Raw genomic sequence first — 22,094 nt, forward strand, 5'->3', positions numbered from 1 at the left:
ATAATTAAAAAGTAATTCCTGTTTCGACGATACAAGTTCATGGAACGCAAAATGTTGAAAATGTATTAGCGGCAGTTGCAATTGCAAAATTAGCAGGAGCTACAAATGAAGGTATTGAAAAAGCTGTTCAAAATTTCCACGGGGTAAAACACCGTACTCAATTCATAAAAGAAGTGAATAAAAGACGTTTCTACAATGATTCCAAAGCGACGAATATTATTGCCACTCAAACAGCGTTACGTAGCTTTATAAATCAATCTGTTATTTTAATTGCGGGTGGTTTAGATAGAAAAAATGGTTTTGATGAATTAGTTCCCGATTTAACATCTGTATCAGGAATTGTTTTGTATGGTGAAACAAAAGAAAAATTACAAGAAGCTGCGAAAGTTGCAGGTGTTCCTGTTATTGAAGTCGTGAATACATTAGAAGAAGCGACTAAAAAAGCTTATGAAATTAGTAAAGAAGAAGATATTATTTTATTATCACCAGCTTGCGCGAGTTGGGATCAATTTAAGAATTTTGAAATTCGTGGGGATGAATTTATTAGAGTTGTAGAGAATTTATAAGAAAGAGGAAAGTATTCATGAGAGTTGTCGTATCTGGCGGAGGTACAGGAGGTCATATTTATCCTGCCCTTGCATTTATGAGATATTTAGAAAAACAAGAGAATGTAGAATATTTATATATTGGAACAAAACGTGGATTAGAAAGTAAAATTGTTCCTCAAGCAGGGTATGCATTTGAATCTATTAAAATCGAAGGGTTAAAACGTTCGCTTTCATTAGAGAATTTAAAAACAGCATACTATATGGTAACAAGTGTCATAAAAGCAAGAAAAATTTTAAAAGAATTTAAACCAGATGTTGTCATTGGTACAGGTGGGTATGTTTGTGCGCCCGTATTATTCGCAGCTAGTTTGTTAAAAATTCCAACTATTATTCATGAACAAAATAGTGTTGCAGGAGTAACAAATAAATTTTTAGCAAAATGGGTGAATAAAATTGCGATTTGCTTTGATGATGTGAAAAAAGATTTTGCATCATATAGTGACAAGGTCGTATTGACTGGAAATCCAAGGGGACAAGAAGTTGTCGAAATTAAGAAAAACCCTGAATATTTAGCTTCAATTGGAGTTCAGACAGATTTACCAATTGTCGTTATTTTTGGTGGAAGTCGTGGGTCTGAGAGAATGAATGAAGTGTTCGTTGAGGCTTTAGAAGAATTTGCGGATAAAAATTATCATGTCATAATGGTTACAGGAGAAGTACATTATGACAAAATCAACAATCAGATTACAAATTTAGAAAAATCATTGCCAAATGTTTCTGTTTTTCCGTATATTAAAGATATGCCACAACTATTCCAAAATGTGGATTTAGTCGTTTGTCGTAGTGGCGCAACAACTTTAACAGAATTAACAGCATTAGGATTAGCAAGTGTTTTAATTCCAAGTCCATATGTGACGAATAATCATCAAGAAGCCAATGCTCGTTCGTTAGTCGATCAAGGTGCAGCATCGATGATTTTAGAAAAAGAATTGAATGCTCAAACAATGTTAGCTGAAATTAATCACATTTTATTAGATTCTCATAAAAAAGAAGCAATGGCTGCTTCAGCTAAGAAAATGGGAATTGTAGATGCAAGTTCAAGATTAACAAGTATGATACATGAAATGATGTAGAAAGAAAAAGGAGGAGCCATATGAAATTTTTTAAAAAAGCTTCAACTTCTTCGCCTCCTCCTACACAAATAAACGAGGAGATTCCGAAAAAAAATCTTTTTCAGCTAATCAAACAATTTTTTCATTTTAATCGATTAGAAATGAAATTTTTATGGTGGATTTTCCTAGCTAGTATGTTCTGGAGTGTGTATTTGATTTCTCCTTTATCAAAACCAAAGGCTATATACGTATATGGGAATCGGCAAGTAGAAGTCGAAACTATAAGAGAACAAGCTGGAATTAAAAAAGGAAAAACTATATGGGGTATCTTGTCTGAACACGAAACGATTCAACAAAGATTAACAAAAAGAAATCCTAAAATTAAGGATGCTTCTGTTACTTTATCTGGTTTAAATACCATTCAATTAACTATTTTAGAAAATCCTGCAATTGGGTATTATTACGAAGATGGTAAATATAAGGAATTATTAGAGGATGCTCAAACGATTCAAACAGAAGAACCAGTTAATAAAGAAGGGTATCCTGAATTAGTAAATTTTGATGAAGAATCACGAACTCAATTAGCTAATCAGTTGAAAAAAACTTCGCCTAGTGTGATTAGTATGATTCGTCAAATTCAATATGTAGATCCAGAAAAGAAACCCTTAAAACTTCATATTCGTATGAAAGATGGAATGAAAGTTATTGGAACACTAAAAGATATTGGAGAAAAACTGAATTATTATCCAAGTATTTATAATGAATTAAAAATGAAATCTGGAACAATCGATATGGAAGTTGGCATCTTCTATACACCAGATATTAATGCTCAATAGAAAAGAAAATTGTAAAAATTATTCAAATATTTTCTTAACTAGAAAGAAATATGGTAGAATAGAAAATGTATAGTTATTTATAAAATGTGAATGAAAAAAATATTAGTAGGAGGTTTCAATAAACGTGAAAAATCAAGGAATTTATGTGAGTTTAGATATTGGAACCACTTCAATTAAAGTTGTTGTTGCTGAATATATTCGTGGACAATTAAACATTATTGGAGTCGGCAATGAAAAATCTCAAGGACTAAGTCGGGGAGTAATTGTAGATATCGATGAAACGGTCGAATCTATTAAAAAAGCCGTTAAACAAGCAGAACAAAAATCAAATATTGAAATTAAAGATGTTATCGTAGGAATCCCAAGTAATCAAATTTCGATTGAACCATGCCATGGCATGATTGCCGTTTCAAGCGAAAATCGTGAAATTACAGATGTGGATGTTCATAATGTGATTTCAGCAGCAAAAGTTCGTTCAGTTGCTCCTGAAAGAGAAATTATTTCAGTAATTCCCGAAGAATTTATCGTTGATGGATTTGATGGTATTAAAGATCCTAGAGGGATGATTGGAGTTCGATTGGAATTATATGCAAGTATGATTACTGGACCGAAAACAATTGTTCATAATATCAAACGTTGTATTGATAAAGCAGGATTAAATATTGAAGAAATGGTCATTCAACCTCTTGCTATTAGTCAAGTAGCAATGTCAGCAGGTGAACGTGAGTTTGGTACAATCCTAATTGATATGGGTGGCGGACAAACTAGTGCGTCAGTAATGCATGATCATCAATTAAAATTCTCTTATGTAGACCAAGAAGGTGGAGATTTCGTAACAAAAGATATTTCAGTTATTTTAAATGCAAGCTATGAAAATGCAGAACGTATTAAACGTGAGTATGGCTATGCTATTTCTACTGAAACTTCTGATGAAGAATTCTTCCCAGTTGAAACAATTGGGAAAAAAGATCCTGTTAAAGTGGATGAACATTATTTATCAGAAATTATTGAAGCAAGAGAAGTTCAAATTTTTGAAACAATCAAACGTGCTTTAGATCAAGTAGATGCTTTAAACTTACCTGGAGGAATTGTTTTAACAGGTGGAGCATCTTCTATGGCAGGAGTACTTGAATTAGCCCAAGAAATTTTTGGAGTAAATGTGAAAACATATATTCCAGAACAAATGGGGATGAGAAATCCAATTTATGCAACAAGCATGGGATTAATTCAATATGCAGCATCATTAGATGATGTTCATCGTATTGCACAAAAAGGCAAGTTAACGACTGAAACAAGAGTAACACCTTTATCTAGCCCTAGCCGTCCAGTTGCAGAAACTGCTCCACAACCAGTTGAAAAACCAAAAACTGAAGTGGAAGCAACACAAGAAACTGAATCAGAAAATTTTGGAGATAAAGTGAAAAACTTCTTCAAAATGTTTATAGACTAGTACGAATCTAAGGAGGAAACAGAATGGAATTCGAATTTGATACAAATTTAGAAGGCGCAGTAATTAAAGTCATTGGTGTAGGGGGCGCAGGTAATAATGCTGTAAACCGTATGATTGCTGAAGGCGTTCAAGGCGTTGAATTTATTGTTGCCAATACAGATACACAAGCTTTAGCAAATTCAAAAGCAGAAACTAAAATTCAATTAGGGCCTAAATTAACAAAAGGTTTAGGTGCAGGTTCATTACCTGATATCGGTTTAAAAGCAGCTGAAGAAAGTGAAGAACGTATTCGTGAAGCTTTATCAGGAGCGGATTTAATTTTCGTTACAGCTGGTATGGGTGGAGGAACTGGTACTGGTGCAGCACCAATCGTAGCTCGTATTGCAAAAGAATTAGGAGCATTAACTGTTGGGGTTGTGACTCGTCCATTTAGTTTCGAAGGACCAAAACGTGGTCGTTATGCAGCAGAAGGTGTTGCACAAATGAAAGCTAATGTGGATACATTAGTAACAATTTCAAATAACCGTTTATTAGAAATCGTGGATAAAAAGACTCCTATGTTAGAAGCTTTCCGTGAAGCAGATAATGTATTACGTCAAGGGGTTCAAGGTATTTCTGATTTAATTATCGCACCTGGTTATGTAAACTTAGACTTTGCTGACGTTAAAACAGTGATGAAAGATCAAGGTTCTGCATTAATGGGTATTGGGGTTGCTAGTGGTGAAAACCGTACAGCAGAAGCTACTAAAAAAGCTATCTCTTCTCCATTATTAGAAGTATCAATTGATGGAGCAGAACAAATCTTATTAAATATTACTGGGGGATCTGATTTAACATTATTTGAAGCACAAGATGCTTCTGATATCGTAGCAGCAGCTGCAACAAATGATGTAAACATTATCTTTGGAACATCTATTAATGAAAATCTTGGAGATGAAGTAATTGTAACAGTTATTGCGACTGGTATTGATGAAGAACACAAAGGTACAAAAAAGTCAGTAGCTCGTTCTAGCCGTCCAACATTAACACCTACAACACCTGCTTCAACAAAAGAAATTGGAAATAATCCTCAAACATTCCAAGAAAAACAAGTAACACCAAAGAAAAAAGCAGTAGTTGAAGAAAAACAACCTGAGAAAGATATTTTTGGAGATTGGGATATTCGTCGTGAAGCAACTGTTCGTGAAACTACAACAGAAACAGATTCTCCATTTTCTCAAAAGAGTTTCGTAGAAGCTCCAGTTGAAACAAAATATGAATCTGATGATACTTTAGACACACCACCATTCTTCAGAAGAAGAAACAGAAACTAATGACCATGATTAAAAGTAATGCAGAACAAATTGTAACTCGCATTCAACAATCATGCGACAAAGTTTCTAGAGATGTACAAGAAGTATGTCCCATTATAGTAACTAAAAATCGTATGAATGAAGAAATCCAAGAAGTTTATTCTCTTGGATTTCGGCATTTTGCGGAGAATCGTGTTGAAAAGCTATTAGAACGACAAAAGGCTTTTTCACAAGAAGATATTGTTTGGCATTTAATTGGCCCTTTACAAAAAAGAAAAGTAAAACAGATTGTGAATCAAATTCAATATTTTCACGCGATTGACCGTTTATCAATTATGGAAGAAATTGATAAGCGATTGGATTCACCATTGAAATGTTTTTTAGAAGTCAATGTTTCAGGAGAAGAATCTAAGCATGGCTTTAAAACTTCAGAAGTTTTTGAAGCATATGAAGTTGCAAAACAATATTCAAATATTCAGATAATAGGCTTAATGACAATGGCTCCTTTTGAAGCAAATGATGAAGCAATTCGTAACTATTTTAGGGAATTAAAAGAAGTTTCAAAAAAACTACAAAGTACATCTACGCTAAAATTAAGCATGGGGATGAGTCAAGATTATCCCATTGCAATTGAAGAAGGATCACACTTTATTAGAATTGGTACTGCTTGGTTTGAATAGGAGGAGTAGTATGGGTTTTTGGAATCAATTTAAAACATTTTTAGATCCAGATGATGGCTATCATGAGGTAGAAGAAGAAATGTATGAAGAAGGAAATGATTCATCCGATGTTCAAGAATATCGAAGAACACCTTCAAATGTTGTTTCTTTTCAACAAGCTCAACAAAATAAAAAAGTATCAAAAATTTTTGTCATAGAGCCTTCTGTTTATACGGAAGCAGAAAGAATTGCGGATGCTTTATTAAAAGGTGAAGCAGTTATCGTTAATTTTAGAAAAATGGAAGTTGCAGATGCTAAAAGAGTCATTGATTTTGTAGTGGGAGTGACTTATGCCATTAATGGAGATGTCCAACAAATTAGAGAGGATATTTATATCTGTTCTCCTCCAAATTATCAAGTGCAAGGTTCTTTTGTTGAGAATGAGGATTCTTCTTATTAATTTAATGGAAATATATTTATGTTAAGGAGAAAGATATGTTATTATTTCAATTAATCCGTTTATTATTACGGGCAATTGATCTTTATATATTGTTAATTACAATTTATATTGTATTAACTTGGTTACCACAAGCGCAAAATACTAAATTAGCAAGATGGCTTCAAGCGTTGTGTGAACCATATTTATCTTATTTTGATAAAATAAGAATTGGAATGTTTGGTTTTTCAGCTATCTTTGGAATTTTATTTTTACAGTTTGTAAAACTAGGCATTATTCAAATTGTTAAATTTATATTTTAATAGGTGATAGTTATGGATACGTCTATATTTCAACATTTTAGAAAAGAAGAACAAGATTTTATTCGAAAAGTAGAATCTTGGCTCGTTTCTTGTCAAGAACAGTATGCACCAATATTGACACCCTTTTTAGATCCACGTCAACAATTTATTGTTGAAGCGATTGTTGGTCAATATGATGACATTAAATTTCAGTTTGAAGGTGGATACATCGCTGCTGAGAGAAAAAGATGTATGATTTATCCAGATTTTTATACACCAACAACAGAAGAGTTCGATGTTGAATTGATAGAAATTCATTATCCAATTAAATTTTCTTCAATTAGTCATGGACAAATCCTTGGTTCTTTGGTAGGCTTAGGGATAGACCGTGACCAATTAGGAGATATTATATCTGATGGGGTTCGTTGGCAATTATTGCTCACGAAGCAAATGTTACCTTATTTGAAACAAAATTTTCAAAAAGTTGGAAAAATTAGTATTCGAATAGATGAAAAAGAATATACAGAATTAATTTTACCGATTGATCATTGGACATATACAACTGCAATTGTATCTTCATTACGATTGGATACATTAATTGCATCTATTTTTCATATTTCTAGACAGCGTTCGAAGGAATTAGTAGAGAGTAATAAAGTAAAAGTTAACTGGGCTGAAGAAATTCGTCCTGATTTTATGATAGAATTACTTGATATTATTTCCATAAGAGGGTATGGTAGAATACAGATAAAAAATATTGAGGGACGGACAAAAAAGGATAAAATAAAACTTGAAATAGGTCTGCTCGAGAAAAACAAATAAGAGGAGTTGGAATTATGTTAACACCAATCGAAATTCATAATAAGGAATTTCCTACAAAATTTAAAGGATATGACCCTGAAGAAGTAAATGATTATTTAGATGAAGTCATTCGTACGGTTGAACAATTAATTCGTGAAAATAAAGATTTAGAAAAACGTGTAAAATTCAATGAAGAAAAAGTTTCATACTTCAATTCAATTCAAGAAACATTAAACAAATCAATTATCGTAGCTCAAGAAGCTGCAGATCGTTTGAAAGAAAATGCACGTAAAGATGCAGAAATCATTATTTTTGAAGCTGAGAAAGAAGCTGAAAGATTATTAAAAGAAGCTGCAGAAAAAGCAACTGAAATTAATCGTGAAACAGATGCATTGAAGAAAGAAACACGTATGTTCCGTCAAAGATTACAAATTATGGTGGAATCTCAATTAGAAATGATTAAAAATGAAGAATGGGATTTATTATTAAATACTCACTCAAAAATTGAAGTGTCTGCACCATCAATTGATTCAATTTTAGCTGGACGTGCTAAGAAAAATGAACAATTAATTACACCAGATGTAACTCCAGAAGTTGTACCAACTTTTGAAGAACCAAATTCAAATCAACAAGAAATTATTCTTCCAACAGATGAAGTTATTACTGTAGGTGGATTTGAATAAGCAAAAAACGTGATACTAAGAAGGTATCACGTTTTTTTTGTATGTTTTTTCCATATAGAGTGAAGTCTAAATAGAGAATCTACTGTAAAAATTGCTAATGCAATCATACCTGCTACAGCGATTGTACTTGATAAATAATAATGAGCTTTAACGGAATCACCTGTTAAGAATGCATATGCCGTACGATACATTCCAGCTCCTGGTACTAGAGGGAAAAATCCTGGAATGAAAAATACTGTGACAGGAGCTTTGAAAAATCTTGCTGCTATGTGTGAAAGAAAAGCTACAGTTAGACCACTATAATATGTAGAAAGCTCCATTCCTGCACTCTCTAAAAACAAGAGATAAATCCACCATCCTAGTCCACCGATTAGGGCGGTATATTTGATTAAACGTTTAGGAACTTCGAATACAATACTACTGAAATAAACAGCAATGACTGAACTAATGACTTGAAACATCATAATGGATTCACACCTCCTCCAATTAATAGACCAATTGCTACAGCAATGGAAATGGATAGAGCAGTGACTGCAGCTTCTACAGCACGAGCTGTTCCGGAATTATAATCTCCACGTAAAGTATCACGAATGGCATTTGTAATAGCTGTTCCAGGAACTGCTGGCATAATTGCTCCAATAATAGGAATTCCAATATGAATAGATGGAAAGACATTAGCTTGTAAAAAGCAAATGATAATGACTATTGGAATAATAGAAATTAAGTTAGTAATAAACATACCAAGTCCAAGTTTGGCATCAAGTTTATAAACAAAAGGTAAAACAATTGCAGCAATACCTGCAACAAACATTTCTAATAAAGTTGCTCCATAAAGTGCTGCATAACATCCACACATCAGTAATAATCCGACATCTTTTAACCATGTAGGATAATCTGATTCTTTTAAATTTTGAAATTTTTCATAAGCAGTATCAATATCAATTTCACCACTGACTAATTGACGTGAAATTGTATTTACTTTATAAATTCGATTTAAATTTGTATCTCGATTTGGAACACGACGGATTTCAGTAATACAATCAATACAGTCATCGTCTAGTGTTGCAAAAATTCCTGTTGCATTTGCGAAGGCTTCACAAGTTGCAAAATGCGAAGTAGATAAAATATAATTCATCGTTTCTTCTACACGATAACTCTCTGCATTGCATTCTAACATAATTTGACCTGCAAGCATGGCAGTATCCATCAATTTTTTAGCGTATTCTCGCATGATGAATCTCCTTTAAAACTTAATAAGTTTAGTATACCATAACTTTATGAGGTGTAAATAAGTCTTTCTTTTCAACTGTGTTAATCGTTAGACTATAACAGATATGAAAATTTGAAGAATATTCTCTTAATATTCAACTTAGTACTGTTTTTTAGAAGGAATTTGTTGTATCATAGTGATAGAAAATAATTGGAGGGATAGTTGTGGAACTATTTGAAGAATTGTCAGGAAAAATTAAAGGGAAAGGCTTAAAAGTTGTATTCCCTGAAGGAAGTGAACCTCGTATTTTGGGTGCAGTTGTTCGTTTAAAAGCGGATGAATTATGTGAACCTATTTTATTAGGAGATAGAGCTGAAATTGAAGAAGTAGCTCAAAAACGTGGATTTAGTTTGAACGGAATTACAATTATTAATCCAGAAACGTATGAAGACTTTGAAGCAGTTGTGGAAAGTTTCGTAGAACGTCGTAAAGGAAAAGCAACTCCAGAAGCTGCTCGTGAATTATTAAAAGATGTTACTTATTTTGGAACAATGATGGTGTATATGGGCTTAGCTGATGGTTTAGTATCTGGCGCAGTTCACTCTACAGGAGATACTGTACGTCCAGCTTTACAAATTATTAAAACTAAACCTGGTGTATCACGTACTAGTGGTGCATTTATCATGATCAATAGTGATAAATCTAAGAAATATTTATTCTCTGATTGTGCTATTAATATTAATCCAAATGCGCAAGAATTAGCTGAAATTGCTGTTGAATCTGCTAAAACTGCGGAATTATTTGGGATTGAACCAAATGTTGCTTTATTAAGTTTCTCAACTAAAGGTTCTGCAAAATCTGAGGAAGCTTTAAAAGTAGTTGAAGCTGCTCGTATTGCAAAAGAATTAGCACCAAACTACAATATTGATGGTGAATTACAATTTGACGCTGCACTAGTACCAAGTGTTGGTAAGCAAAAAGCACCAGATTCACCAGTTGCAGGGGAAGCTACTGTATTTGTATTCCCTGAAATTCAATCAGGAAATATTGGTTATAAAATTGCACAACGTTTCGGTAACTTTGAAGCAATTGGACCAATCTTACAAGGATTAAACAAACCAATTTCTGATTTATCTCGTGGATGTAATGAAGAAGATGTTTATAAATTAGCGATCATTACAGCAAACCAAGCTTTAATGGAAGCATAATCTAAAAAATAACGAAAGCATGGAACAATCGTTTCTGATTGTTTCATGCTTTTTCGTATACAGAAACCCTAGACTAAACTTTTCAAATGTAGCAACGGCGCAAGCAGCCTCGCTATTGCGAGTCTCATTGCTAAAATTTGAGCCTAGGGTCTCAAATTTTCCGGTAACAGAATCTGGCTTGCCAGTTTCTGTTACTACTGCTACGGGAAAAGTTGAGTGTAGGTTTTCTGTTATGATTGTTACGTTTATTAATTTCTTTCTAAGTTTTAGACGTAGACATAAACTTTAGCCATGACTTTTCATTTTTACATGCTGTCACTAAAAGAGCATCAAAATCATATAAAAGCAAGAAACAAAAATATTTTATGTAGTGAAAAAAACGTTCATCACATATAAAAAGCAAGAAGCAAAATTTTTTTGTAGCGAAAGTAATAGAAGCCTGTGATGGCTTCTATTACAGGCAAAATTTGAGACCGAGGCTCAAATTTTAGCCAAGAGACTCGCAGAGGCTACTGGCAGCCACGCACACAAAAGAAATTTTGCTTCTTGCTTTTATTACGCATAGGCTATCAATGCAAATTTTTATAAAAATATGGTACACTGAAAATAACATTGTGAAGAATTGAGGAGCCTATCGTGAAACAAAAATTATTACTAGTAGATGGCAGCAGTTTAGCCTTTCGTGCCTTTTATTCCATCTTAGATCTAAACCGATTTAAAAACCAAAACGGATTATATACAAATGCATTGTATTCATTCCACCGAATGTTCAAAACAATATTAGAACAAGAAAATCCTACCCATGTATTAGTAGCGTGGGATGCAGGGAAAACAACTTTCCGTACAAAAATGTATGCAGAATACAAAGGTGGCAGAGCAAAAACACCATCAGAATTCAAAGAACAAATGCCATACTTCAACGTCTTATTAGATGCATGGGGAATCCCACATTATCGATTAAACCAATACGAAGCCGACGACATTATTGGAACATTAGCTCACCAAGCATCTAAAGAAGGATTTGAAGTAGTCGTCTTATCTGGAGACAAAGACTTAATACAATTAGCAACTCCAGAAATTACCGTTAAAATAACTACAAAAGGAGTAAGCGAATTAGTCGAATACACTCCAGCTTTTATCAACGAAAAATTTGGACTAACACCAGAACAAATTATCGACATGAAAGGACTAATGGGCGACTCATCAGATAATTACCCAGGCGTAACAAAAGTGGGTGAAAAAACCGCTATTAAATTACTTCAAGAATACGGAAGTGTAGAAGGAATTTATGAACATGTCGAAGAAATGAAAAAAAGTAAACTAAAAGACAATTTAATTCAAGACAAAGAATTAGCCTTTTTAAGTAAAACATTAGCAAGAATCGACATCAATTCTCCATTAGAAATTACCGTAGCAGATACTCTTCGAAAAGAAGAAAATGTCGAAGAACTACTAGCCTTTTATAAAGAAATGAGTTTCCAATCATTCCAAAAAGATTTGCTCAATAAAAAAGGTGGGCAAGTTGTTCAGGAAGAAAGTATTGATAGTCTAAACGTTCAATGGATTGATACTATTTCAGAAAAAGAATTGCAAGATGCAACTACAGTTCATTTTGAATCATTTGATAACAACTATCATATTGCTCCAGTCTTGGCAGTAGCATTCGGAACGGAAAAACAAGTGTATGTCACTTCTATTGAATCAGCTGTTCAGTCTGAAGCGTTTAAACAATGGTTAGCAGATGAAACCATTGAGAAAACGATGTTTGATACGAAAGCAATGAAAGTATTCGCAAACCGTTTTGGTCTAACAGTAGCAGGAGCAACATATGATGTTTCTCTATTAGCTTATCTAGTGGATGCCAATGAAATAGTAAATGAAATTTATGATGTAGCGAAACGATTCGGCGTTTCTCTATTGAAGACAGATGAAGAAGTATATGGAAAAGGCGTTAAAACAAAAGTTCCAGAAGAAAAAGAAGTATTTTGGAATCATTTAGCCACTAAAATTTATGTACTAGCAACTTCACCAAAACGTTTATTAAAACAATTGGATGAAAATGAACAGATTCATTTATATTGGGAAATGGAATTACCATTGAGTGATATTTTAGCTCGTATGGAAATTGAAGGAATTCGAGTCAATCAAAATCGATTAATTGAAATGGGCGAACAGTTTGAAGAACGTCTCAAAGAAATCGAACAAACGATTTATGAATTTGCCGGAGAAGAATTTAATATTAATTCTCCAAAACAATTAGCCGTGATTTTGTTTGAAAAAATGAAATTACCAGTCATTAAGAAAACTAAAACGGGTTATTCAACAGCGGTTGATGTATTAGAAAAATTAGCGAACCAATCTCCAATGGTTGAGTCTCTATTAGAATATCGTCAATTAAAGAAATTAACGACTACTTATATCGATGGTTTACAAACATATATTAGAGAAGATGGCAAAATTCATACGCGTTTTGTACAAAACTTAACGCAAACAGGACGTCTAAGTTCTCAAGATCCAAACTTACAAAATATTCCAATTCGTACTGAAGAAGGGCGACAAGTTCGTTCAGCATTTTTACCAAGTAAAGCAGATTGGAAGATTTTATCAAGCGACTATTCTCAAATTGAATTACGTGTATTAGCGCATATGGCAAATGATGTTCATATGATTGAAGCGTTTAAAAATAATATTGATATTCACACGAATACAGCGATGCGTGTATTTGGAATTCAAAATCCTGAAGAAGTGACAAGTAGTATGAGAAGACAGGCGAAGGCTGTTAACTTTGGAATTGTGTATGGAATTAGTGATTATGGGCTCTCTCAAAATCTGAATATTCCACGTAAAAAAGCCAAAGAATTTATTGATCGCTATTTAGAAGAATTCCAAGGAGTCAAAGACTATATGGAAACTATTGTAGCGGAAGCACGTCAAAAAGATTATGTAGAAACATTGTTCCATCGTCGCCGTTATTTACCAGAAATTCATTCGAGCAATTTTAATATTCGTTCATTTGCAGAAAGAACAGCGATGAATTCTCCAATACAAGGAACAGCTGCGGATATTTTAAAAGTAGCTATGATTGAGTTAGATAGAGAGTTGAAAGAACGAAATTTCCAAGCAAAATTATTATTACAAGTACACGATGAATTAATTTTTGAAGTACCAGCTGAAGAAGTTGAAAGTTTACAAAGCTTAGTAGAAGAAGTCATGGAAAATGCGGTAAGCTTATCCGTGCCATTAAAAGCAGATAGTAATATTGGTAATAACTGGTATGAAGCAAAATAAAGTTGATGGGAGGAGAAACTATGAAGTATAAAAGAATTGTTTTCAAAGTAGGAACAAGTTCATTAACGAATCCGGATGGAAGCTTGTCACGTGCAAAAGTTAAAGCTATTACGCAACAACTGGCTACTTTACATGATGAAGGACATGAATTAATTTTAGTTTCTTCTGGGGCAATTGCTGCAGGGTTCTCTTCGTTAGGATTTAAAAAACGTCCGACAAAGATTGCAGATAAACAAGCTTCTGCTGCAGTTGGGCAAGGTTTATTATTAGAAGAATATACATCTAATTTATTAATGAAAGGCATTGTTTCAGCACAAATTTTATTAACACAAGATGATTTTGTCGATAAACGTCGTTACAATAATGCTCATCAAGCGTTATCTGTATTATTAACGCGTCATGCGATTCCAATTATTAATGAAAATGATACAGTTTCAATTGAGGAGTTAAAAGTTGGGGATAACGATACTTTAAGTGCGCAATTAGCAGCAATGGTCCAAGCAGATTTATTAGTCTTATTAACAGATGTTGATGGCGTGTATAATGATAATCCTTCAAAAAATCCAAGTGCAAAACGATTTGATACGATTGATGAAATTACTAAAGAATTAGTCGAAATGGCAGGGGGAGCTGGTTGTAGCAATGGAACAGGTGGGATGTTTACGAAAATTAAAGCAGCAACGATTGCGACAATGGCAGGTGTTCCTGTTTATATTTGTTCATCCTTAAAAGAACAGGCACTGATTGAAGCAGCTCACCAAACTGTTGATGGCACATATTTTACAGCGCAAGAAAAAGTGATGAAAACTCATAAACAATGGCTTGCTTTATATGCGAAAAGTAAAGGGAAATTAGTCGTTGATACTGGAGCAAAACAGGCTCTACAAGAAGAAGGTAAGAGCTTATTAATCTCGGGTGTGAAAGCTGTTGAGGGAGAGTTTTATGAATCCGAAATCGTGACCGTTGTAGATGAACATTATCAAGTGATTGGAAAAGGACAAACTCGCTTAAGTAAATACGCTATTGCACAACAATTATCGAAAAACAATCGAAAAGGAATTGTGATTCATCGAGATGATTGGATGACTATTTCTGGAGAGTTAGAGCTATTAGAACAAGAATTTTAAGGAGGCATGCATATTGACTACCCAACAATTGTTAGAAACTGTGAATCAATTTAAAAAAGAAATCAATATTGCTTCAACAAAGTCCAAAAATGAAGCATTAGAAGCAATGGCTTTAGCTTTATTAGAAGATACAGATGCTATTTTAAAAGCAAATGCATTAGACTTAGAAAAAGCTAAGGGACATATCACTGACGTAATGCTGGATCGTTTGAGATTGGATGAATCAAGAATACAAGCAATGGCTGAAGGTATTCGACAAGTAGCTCAATTACCCGATCCAGTTGGAGAAGTCATTGAAGAAACAGTTGGCGCACAAAATATTCAAATTAAGAAAAAGAGAGTGCCATTTGGTGTGATTGGAATTATTTATGAGAGCAGACCGAATGTTACGTCAGATGCAGTAGCTTTATCGATTAAGAGTGGAAATGCGGTTGTATTAAGAGGTGGGAAGGAAGCATATCAAAGTGCTTTTGCCATTGTGACAGCCTTGAAAAAAGGATTAGCCAAAACTAGTATTTCTCCAGAATGTATTCAATTAGTCAGTGATACGAGTCGAGAAAGTGCGATGGCATTAATGAAAGCAAAAGGCTATATCGATGTATTAATTCCTCGAGGTGGAGCTGGATTAATTCGTGCAGTTATTGAAAATGCGATTGTCCCAGTTATTGAAACAGGCACAGGAATTGTGCATATTTATATTGATAAAGATGCCGATTTAGAAAAAGCGATGAAGATTGTCGAAAATGCTAAAATGAGTCGTCCATCTGTATGTAATGCGATGGAAGTTTGTGTGGTTCATGAAGCTATTGCACCTCAATTTTTACCATTACTAAAAACAACTTTAGTGGATAATCATACTCCAGCGGTTGAGTTAAGAGTTGATGAAAAAGCAGCTCAATACATTTCAGGAGTGAAAGCTCAAAAAGAAGATTTTGATACGGAGTTTTCTGACTATATTATGGCTGTAAAAGTTGTAAGTTCGATTGAAGAAGCAGTGGGTCATATTGAAACGCATAGTACTCATCATTCTGATGCGATTATTTCAGAATCAGATGATGCGATTGAATTCTTTACAACAAGAGTGGATAGTGCTGCGGTTTATGTGAATGCTTCTACTCGATTTACTGATGGTGGAGAATTTGGCCTAGGATGTGAAATGGGAATTTCCACTCAAAAATTACATGCAAGAGGGCCAATGGGGTTAAAAGAAATGACAACTTATAAATACATTGTGTATGGAGAAGGTCAGGTGAGATAAGATGAAAACGATTGGAATCATCGGTTTAGGAAATATGGGAAGCATCATTGCGACAATTGCGGCTAAACATGACACTTATCCAGTATTACTTGCTAACCGTACTCATGAAAAGGCAGTAAATTTAGCAGAAGAATTAAACGCTACAGCAGTTACTAATAGACAAGTTTTTGAACAAGCAAACGTAATTTTTTTAGGAGTAAAACCAAATCAAATTCAAGAGTTATTAGAAGAAAACAAAAATATCTTAGAGCAACGAGAGTCTATCCTATTGATTAGTATGGCTGCTGGAGTGACTTTAGAACAGTTAGAGTCAATGACAGATACGCGTCATCGTTGGATTCGTATGATGCCAAATACACCACTACAAGTAGCAGAAGGTGTGATTAGTTTTTCTCTTGGGAAAAATGTGACTACATCGTATAAAGAGGAATTTGTTCGTTTGCTTCAAAGTGCAGGTCTATTAATAGAATTGCCGGAAGCTCAAATAGATGCTGCTACAGCATTAGCAGGTTGTGGCCCAGCTTTTGTTTATATCTTTATTGAAGCATTAGCACAAGCAGGAGTGGGTATGGGCTTATCTAGAGAAGTTGCGCTACAATTAGCGACTCAAACAGTAAAAGGATCCGCAAGTATGGTTGGTGAAACGAAGGAGCATCCAGCTATTTTAAAAGAAAAAGTTTGCAGCCCAGGAGGATCAACAATCGCTGGAGTGATTTCATTAGAACAAACAGGATTTAGATCAAGTGTCATCGAAGCGACTAGATGTGCTAAACAAAGAACAGAAGAATTAGGTAAGTAAAGAAATTAAAATGAAATCAATTCTTACTCGATGTGAAAAAAATATTACAAATCTATATGTTAAATAATCATATGAATTGAGTTTGTGAGATTTTTGTAGTATAATTTCTGAGTTGAAAAGAGGTTTGAGTGATGGAAATTCCCTTTTTAAGCGTATTCCATCACTTTCATTTTGTTACAAATTGGAGGAAAACATGAAATTAAGAAATGATATTCGTAATATTGCCATTATCGCTCACGTTGACCATGGTAAAACAACATTAGTAGACGAATTATTAAAACAATCAGAAACATTAGATGCACGTACAGAATTATCAGAACGTGCAATGGACTCAAACGATATTGAACGTGAACGTGGTATTACGATTTTAGCAAAAAATACTGCTGTTCAATATAAAGGTACTCGTATTAACATTATGGATACACCTGGACACGCGGACTTCGGTGGAGAAGTAGAACGTATCATGAAAATGGTAGACGGTGTAGTTTTAGTTGTAGATGCTTATGAAGGAACAATGCCTCAAACACGTTTCGTGTTGAAAAAAGCATTGGAACAACATTTAACACCAATCGTAGTAGTTAATAAAATCGACCGTGACGCTGCTCGTCCAGAAGAAGTGGTTGATGAAGTATTAGAATTATTTATCGAATTAGGAGCAGATGATGATCAATTAGAATTCCCTGTAGTTTATGCTTCAGCATTAAATGGAACTTCTAGTATGTCAGATAATCCTGCAGACCAAGAACCAACAATGGATTATTTATTTGATACAATTATCGAACATATTCCAGCACCAATTGATAATTCAGATGAGCCTTTACAATTCCAAGTGTCATTATTAGATTATAACGAATATGTTGGACGTATCGGTATCGGACGTGTATTCCGTGGAACTGTAAAAGTTGGTGACCAAGTATCTCTATTAAAATTAGATGGAACTAAGAAAAACTTCCGTGTTACAAAATTATTTGGTTTCTTCGGATTAAATCGTTTAGAAATCAATGAAGCAAAAGCAGGAGACTTAATCGCTGTTTCAGGGATGGAAGATATCTTCGTTGGGGAAACTGTAACACCAGTAGATGCACAAGAATCATTACCAGTTTTACACATTGATGAACCAACATTACAAATGACATTCTTGACAAATAACTCACCATTTGCAGGACGTGAAGGTAAATATGTAACAGCACGTAAAATCGAAGAACGTTTAATGCGTGAATTACAAACAGACGTATCTCTAAAAGTAGAACCAACGGATTCACCAGATGCATGGATTGTATCAGGACGTGGAGAATTACACTTATCAATCTTAATCGAAAATATGCGTCGTGAAGGATATGAATTACAAGTATCTCGTCCAGAAGTAATTATTAAAGAAATTGATGGCGTAAAATGTGAACCATTTGAACGTGTACAAATTGATACTCCAGAAGAATACATGGGTTCAATTATTGAATCATTAAGTAACCGTAAAGGTGAAATGCAAGATATGCAACATAGTGAAAATGGACAAGTTCGTATCGTATTCTTAGTGCCAGCTCGTGGATTATTAGGATATACAACTGAGTTCTTATCAATGACTCGTGGATACGGAATTATGAACCACACATTCGATCAATATTTACCATATATTGCTGCAAATATTGGTGGACGTAGAAATGGTGCATTAGTATCTACAGATACTGGTAAATCAACAACTTACGGAATTATGGGTGTTGAAGATCGTGGGGTAATCTTTACTGAACCAGGTACAGAAATTTATGAAGGAATGATTGTTGGGGAACACTCTCGTGAAAATGACTTAGCAGTTAATATTACGAAAGCAAAACAACAAACTAATATTCGTTCAGCAACGAAAGACCAAACTTCTGTGATTAAAACACCGAAGAAATTATCATTAGAAGAATCATTAGAATTCTTATCAGATGATGAATATTGCGAAATCACACCAGAAACTATTCGTTTAAGAAAACAAATCTTAAACAAAGGTGAGCGTGAAAAAGCAAATAAACGTAAAAAACAAGCGGAAGCTGAGAATAATTAATATTTATACTTTATAGAAATTGACTTTGCTAATAGCAGTTACGGCGCAAGCAGCCTTCTTGATATGAGGCTCATTGCTAAAATTTGAGCCTAAGATCTCAAATTTTCCGGTGATAAAATCCTTTAATGGATTTTATCACTAGAGCTACTATGCAAAGTCATTTCTATTTTGAACGTGTTTTATAAGGGTACGAATATAAGTTGACTTTGCTTTATAGTAGCTACGGCGTGAGAAGCCTCGTTGAAACGAGTTTCATTGCTAAAGCTATTATGCAAAGTCGTTTTTTATTTTATCTATTTGATAAATTTAGTTAAACTTTTTTCACAATTTCAAAGCGTATAATTTGACAAATTTTCGGGGGGGGGGTATACTTATAAAAGTATATTTAGTTGTACGTTGAGTAATTTTGAGTAAAACAATTGATGATTGAATTGGAAAATCCCATGAAAAGTTCGAGAATTATTTTGCCCTGAAATTAAAAATAGTTATAGTTAGAACAGTAGTTTTCAATGGATTCTTTGTAAAGACTCCTTTTTTATTTTGTGAGAGAATACAAAGTAATAAATGGGAGAAGTCTGACAATAGTCAATTTTGATAGATTCATAATGAGAGTTTTTGGATGAGGAAATAAAATTTGTTATGAGGTTAATAAATAGAATAGGAGAAAATAAAAGTGTTTAATAGAAAAGATTATAAAGAAAAACAATTACGTTATTCAATTAGAAAAGTGAGTTTTGGGGCTGCATCAGTGGTGATATCAGCCTTATATTTATTAATGGGGAATGCAGCAGTTTCTGCGAGTGAAGTTCAAGCAGTAAATGGAGAACAAAACACTGTTACAAATAAAGAAGAAGCAAAGAAAAATGAAAAGCGGACAGAAGAAACAGAGAGTAAAAAGGGAGAAACTTTAGATAAAACAAGCTTAACAAAATTAATTGAAGAAATTGAAGGTAAGTTTGCTAAAGGTACTTACGCTAACAAAACAGAAGAAAGTGTGAATCAATTAAAAACAGCTTTAGATGAAGCAAAATCTGTATTAAACAATGCAAAAACACAAGCTGAATTAACACAAGCACACGCAAATTTAATTGTAGCAACAACAAAATTACAAACAAAACCTGAAGAGAAAAAAGAAGCACCAGCAGTAGATACGACAAATGGAAAAGCTACTGTAGGTAAAAAAGCAACAAACACTGAGAAAGCATCAAACTCTAACTCAATCGCAAACTCAGGTTCTAGAGATGAACGTCATGGAAAAGCATTGGATAGAAGTAATCCATTCCGTACAGATGCAACTACAACGGATACACATGCTAATAATGAAGTAGGTGTTAGTATTATAAATGGTAACTTTGAAGAAGGAACAGTTAAACCTACTGGAAATGAAAAAATTGTAACAAATGATGCGAGCAATGTTGTTGGATGGAAAGTTGTTGATTCTAAACAAACTGAAATTCCGATTGCTAATACAAGTAAAAGAGCAGCGTGGGTTACAGGTGGTTCTATTGATTGGAATCATCCTTATGGAGTTGTAATGGCTGGGTATAGAAGTCTTAAAACAGGTAATAATCCAGGGACAGATAAAGTAGACACAATCGGCAAAATTTATCAAGATATAAAAGTCGCTCCTGGTTCTGAAGTTTTAGTGAAATACCGCACAACAGGTTTTGGTAATGGATATGGTTGGTCTACTGTAAAAATGACAGTTAAGAATCCTGATACGGGGGAAGTATATTATACTGGGAGGCCAAATGAATTATCAGGTTTTTCTGATGGTCTAGCATTTATCAATGTTCCAAAAGATGTAACTAAGATTAGATTAGAATTTGAAGATGCTGATAATTTTACGCATAGTCATCAAGATTATGATGATTCTTTTATATCAAAAAATGGAACTAAATTATACCCTGGTGGTATTTTAAGCAATGTTAGGGTGAATACCGGTGCCTATGTTGTTGCTAAAGACAATCAAACGAAATATGAAGTGACGTCCAGTTCGAGAGATGTGACTACGACCAGTAAAGAGATAACGGTTAAAGTTGAAAATAAAGGGTGGGAATCTACCGACAGTGGAGTTAAATATAAAGTGGATCTTCCACAAGGAGTAACTGTAACGTATAATGGAAAAACGTATAGCGAAAAAATGGAGCTTGATTTAGGGTCAATTGGTGATAAAAAAGAGAAGACATTTAAATATACAGTTAATATTCCAGCGGGAACACCGAGTATCACGAATTTAGTGGGAAGAGTAGAATATAAAACATGGCAAAATAGTCAAGCTGTACCATATGGAGAAACGAAAACAGGAGTTGTTCCAATTCCAGATCAAAATGTGGAATTAAAAATGTTTAAAACTGAATTGGAAACAGCTGTTGCTGGAGCAGCTAATTTAAATCAGAACAAATATACTCCAGAATCATGGAAAAAATTTCAAGATGAAATTACAAAAGCAAGAGAAATTTTAAATGAAGAACAGAAAAATGTTCCTGTTAATAAACGTAAGAGCCAAAGTGAGATTAATAAACAAGTCGATTTATTGAGAGCAAAACAAAATAGTTTAACGATTGCAGCTACGACGACTGAAAAAAATAATTTATCAGCTAAAGTAGCTGAGTTAACAAAGGCATCAACAGAAAACAAAACACCAAAGAGTATTGATAAATATAATGAAGAGTTTAAAAAGTTTGAACAAGATTACAATTCGATAAAAACAGAAGTATCGAATATTATAGCTAAAGGGAATAATGCAACCAAAGCAGAGGTAGATACGGCATTAAGCAAGGTAGCCGAAATAAAAAGAAAATTAGATACAGCTGCAGGATTGTTAGTTGATAAAGGAAATAAGACAGAGTTAGAAAAAGCAGTAAGAGAAGAATCCACTGTTAAAGGAAACTTTAAGTATTATAATGCAGACAAAACGAAAAGGGATGCGTATGATTCAGCGATTACGAAAGGAAATACTGTAATAAACGATCAAAATGCGACGCAAGACCAAGTAGATGCAGCCTTAAGAGCCATCACAGAAGCTAAAGCAGCATTAA

Annotated in this window: 19 protein-coding genes; 17 read left to right on the forward strand and 2 right to left on the reverse strand. The window is 33.8% G+C overall.

Features of this window, described 5'->3' with window-relative positions; translation table 11 throughout:
• The first annotated feature begins 113 nt into the window (after window positions 1-113).
• The 10 genes from RWR88_RS06325 (at window position 114) to RWR88_RS06370 (ending at window position 8,119) form a co-directional block, all read left to right on the forward strand.
• Window positions 114-566 carry a glutamate ligase domain-containing protein gene (locus RWR88_RS06325; RefSeq protein ID WP_314451252.1) on the forward strand — a complete coding sequence of 151 codons (453 nt, stop codon included), beginning with the start codon at window positions 114-116 and terminating at the stop codon, window positions 564-566.
• Between the two features lie 17 nt (window positions 567-583).
• Window positions 584-1,681 (forward strand): undecaprenyldiphospho-muramoylpentapeptide beta-N-acetylglucosaminyltransferase, encoded by a 1,098-nt coding sequence (gene murG / locus RWR88_RS06330; RefSeq protein ID WP_314451232.1) that lies wholly within the window; start codon window positions 584-586, stop codon window positions 1,679-1,681.
• Between the two features lie 20 nt (window positions 1,682-1,701).
• Window positions 1,702-2,496, forward strand: a complete 795-nt coding sequence (locus RWR88_RS06335; protein WP_314451234.1) for an FtsQ-type POTRA domain-containing protein — start codon at window positions 1,702-1,704, stop codon at window positions 2,494-2,496.
• Between the two features lie 124 nt (window positions 2,497-2,620).
• Window positions 2,621-3,946, forward strand: a complete 1,326-nt coding sequence (gene ftsA / locus RWR88_RS06340; protein ID WP_314451236.1) for a cell division protein FtsA — start codon at window positions 2,621-2,623, stop codon at window positions 3,944-3,946.
• Window positions 3,947-3,969: 23 nt separating this feature from the next.
• Window positions 3,970-5,259, forward strand: a complete 1,290-nt coding sequence (ftsZ, locus tag RWR88_RS06345; RefSeq protein ID WP_314451238.1) for a cell division protein FtsZ — start codon at window positions 3,970-3,972, stop codon at window positions 5,257-5,259.
• Window positions 5,259-5,918 (forward strand): YggS family pyridoxal phosphate-dependent enzyme, encoded by a 660-nt coding sequence (locus RWR88_RS06350; protein ID WP_314451240.1) that lies wholly within the window; start codon window positions 5,259-5,261, stop codon window positions 5,916-5,918. Before ftsZ ends, RWR88_RS06350 begins: the two co-directional genes overlap by 1 nt.
• Before the next feature lie 10 nt (window positions 5,919-5,928).
• Window positions 5,929-6,357 (forward strand): cell division protein SepF, encoded by a 429-nt coding sequence (locus tag RWR88_RS06355; RefSeq protein WP_314451242.1) that lies wholly within the window; start codon window positions 5,929-5,931, stop codon window positions 6,355-6,357.
• 35 nt (window positions 6,358-6,392) lie between these two features.
• Window positions 6,393-6,656: a YggT family protein gene (locus tag RWR88_RS06360; RefSeq protein WP_314349976.1), complete on the forward strand. Its 264-nt coding sequence runs from the start codon at window positions 6,393-6,395 to the stop codon at window positions 6,654-6,656.
• A gap of 12 nt (window positions 6,657-6,668) precedes the next feature.
• Window positions 6,669-7,457 (forward strand): RNA-binding protein, encoded by a 789-nt coding sequence (locus RWR88_RS06365; protein WP_314451244.1) that lies wholly within the window; start codon window positions 6,669-6,671, stop codon window positions 7,455-7,457.
• Between the two features lie 14 nt (window positions 7,458-7,471).
• Entirely contained in the window at window positions 7,472-8,119 is a 648-nt protein-coding gene (locus RWR88_RS06370) for a DivIVA domain-containing protein (protein ID WP_314349974.1), read from the forward strand.
• A 26-nt stretch (window positions 8,120-8,145) separates the two neighbouring features.
• On the opposite strand, the gene RWR88_RS06375 is transcribed toward RWR88_RS06370, so the two are convergent.
• Both RWR88_RS06375 and RWR88_RS06380 read right to left on the reverse strand, forming a co-directional pair.
• A complete protein-coding gene (locus RWR88_RS06375; RefSeq protein WP_314256097.1) occupies window positions 8,146-8,583 on the reverse strand; it encodes a threonine/serine exporter family protein in 438 nt (145 codons plus the stop codon).
• The gene (locus RWR88_RS06380) at window positions 8,580-9,350 is read right to left on the reverse strand and encodes a threonine/serine exporter family protein (RefSeq protein ID WP_314349973.1); all 771 of its coding nucleotides are present in this window, start codon (window positions 9,348-9,350) and stop codon (window positions 8,580-8,582) included. The genes RWR88_RS06375 and RWR88_RS06380 overlap by 4 nt, the downstream gene beginning before the upstream one ends.
• Window positions 9,351-9,553: 203 nt before the next feature.
• Here RWR88_RS06380 and pta point away from each other — a divergent pair, with 203 nt between their 5' ends.
• From pta to RWR88_RS06415, 7 genes are all read left to right on the forward strand, one after another.
• On the forward strand, window positions 9,554-10,537 hold the full coding sequence (gene pta, locus RWR88_RS06385) for a phosphate acetyltransferase (protein ID WP_314451245.1): 984 nt from the start codon (window positions 9,554-9,556) through the stop codon (window positions 10,535-10,537).
• A 633-nt stretch (window positions 10,538-11,170) separates the two neighbouring features.
• Window positions 11,171-13,825: a DNA polymerase I gene (polA, locus tag RWR88_RS06390; RefSeq protein WP_314451253.1), complete on the forward strand. Its 2,655-nt coding sequence runs from the start codon at window positions 11,171-11,173 to the stop codon at window positions 13,823-13,825.
• 20 nt (window positions 13,826-13,845) lie between these two features.
• Entirely contained in the window at window positions 13,846-14,952 is a 1,107-nt protein-coding gene (proB, locus tag RWR88_RS06395) for a glutamate 5-kinase (RefSeq protein WP_314451246.1), read from the forward strand.
• A 10-nt stretch (window positions 14,953-14,962) separates the two neighbouring features.
• Window positions 14,963-16,210, forward strand: a complete 1,248-nt coding sequence (locus RWR88_RS06400; protein ID WP_314451254.1) for a glutamate-5-semialdehyde dehydrogenase — start codon at window positions 14,963-14,965, stop codon at window positions 16,208-16,210.
• Window position 16,211: 1 nt separating this feature from the next.
• A complete protein-coding gene (proC, locus tag RWR88_RS06405; RefSeq protein WP_314451247.1) occupies window positions 16,212-17,009 on the forward strand; it encodes a pyrroline-5-carboxylate reductase in 798 nt (265 codons plus the stop codon).
• A 193-nt stretch (window positions 17,010-17,202) separates the two neighbouring features.
• Window positions 17,203-19,053, forward strand: coding sequence for a translational GTPase TypA (typA, locus tag RWR88_RS06410; RefSeq protein ID WP_314451249.1), 1,851 nt, complete (start codon window positions 17,203-17,205; stop codon window positions 19,051-19,053).
• Window positions 19,054-19,726: 673 nt separating this feature from the next.
• Window positions 19,727-22,094, forward strand: a 2,368-nt coding sequence (locus tag RWR88_RS06415; protein WP_314451251.1) for a SasC/FmtB family protein, incomplete at its 3' end; no start/stop codon positions are given.

This window comes from uncultured Granulicatella sp. (assembly GCF_963528195.1).
In the GTDB taxonomy this organism is placed as follows: domain Bacteria; phylum Bacillota; class Bacilli; order Lactobacillales; family Aerococcaceae; genus Granulicatella.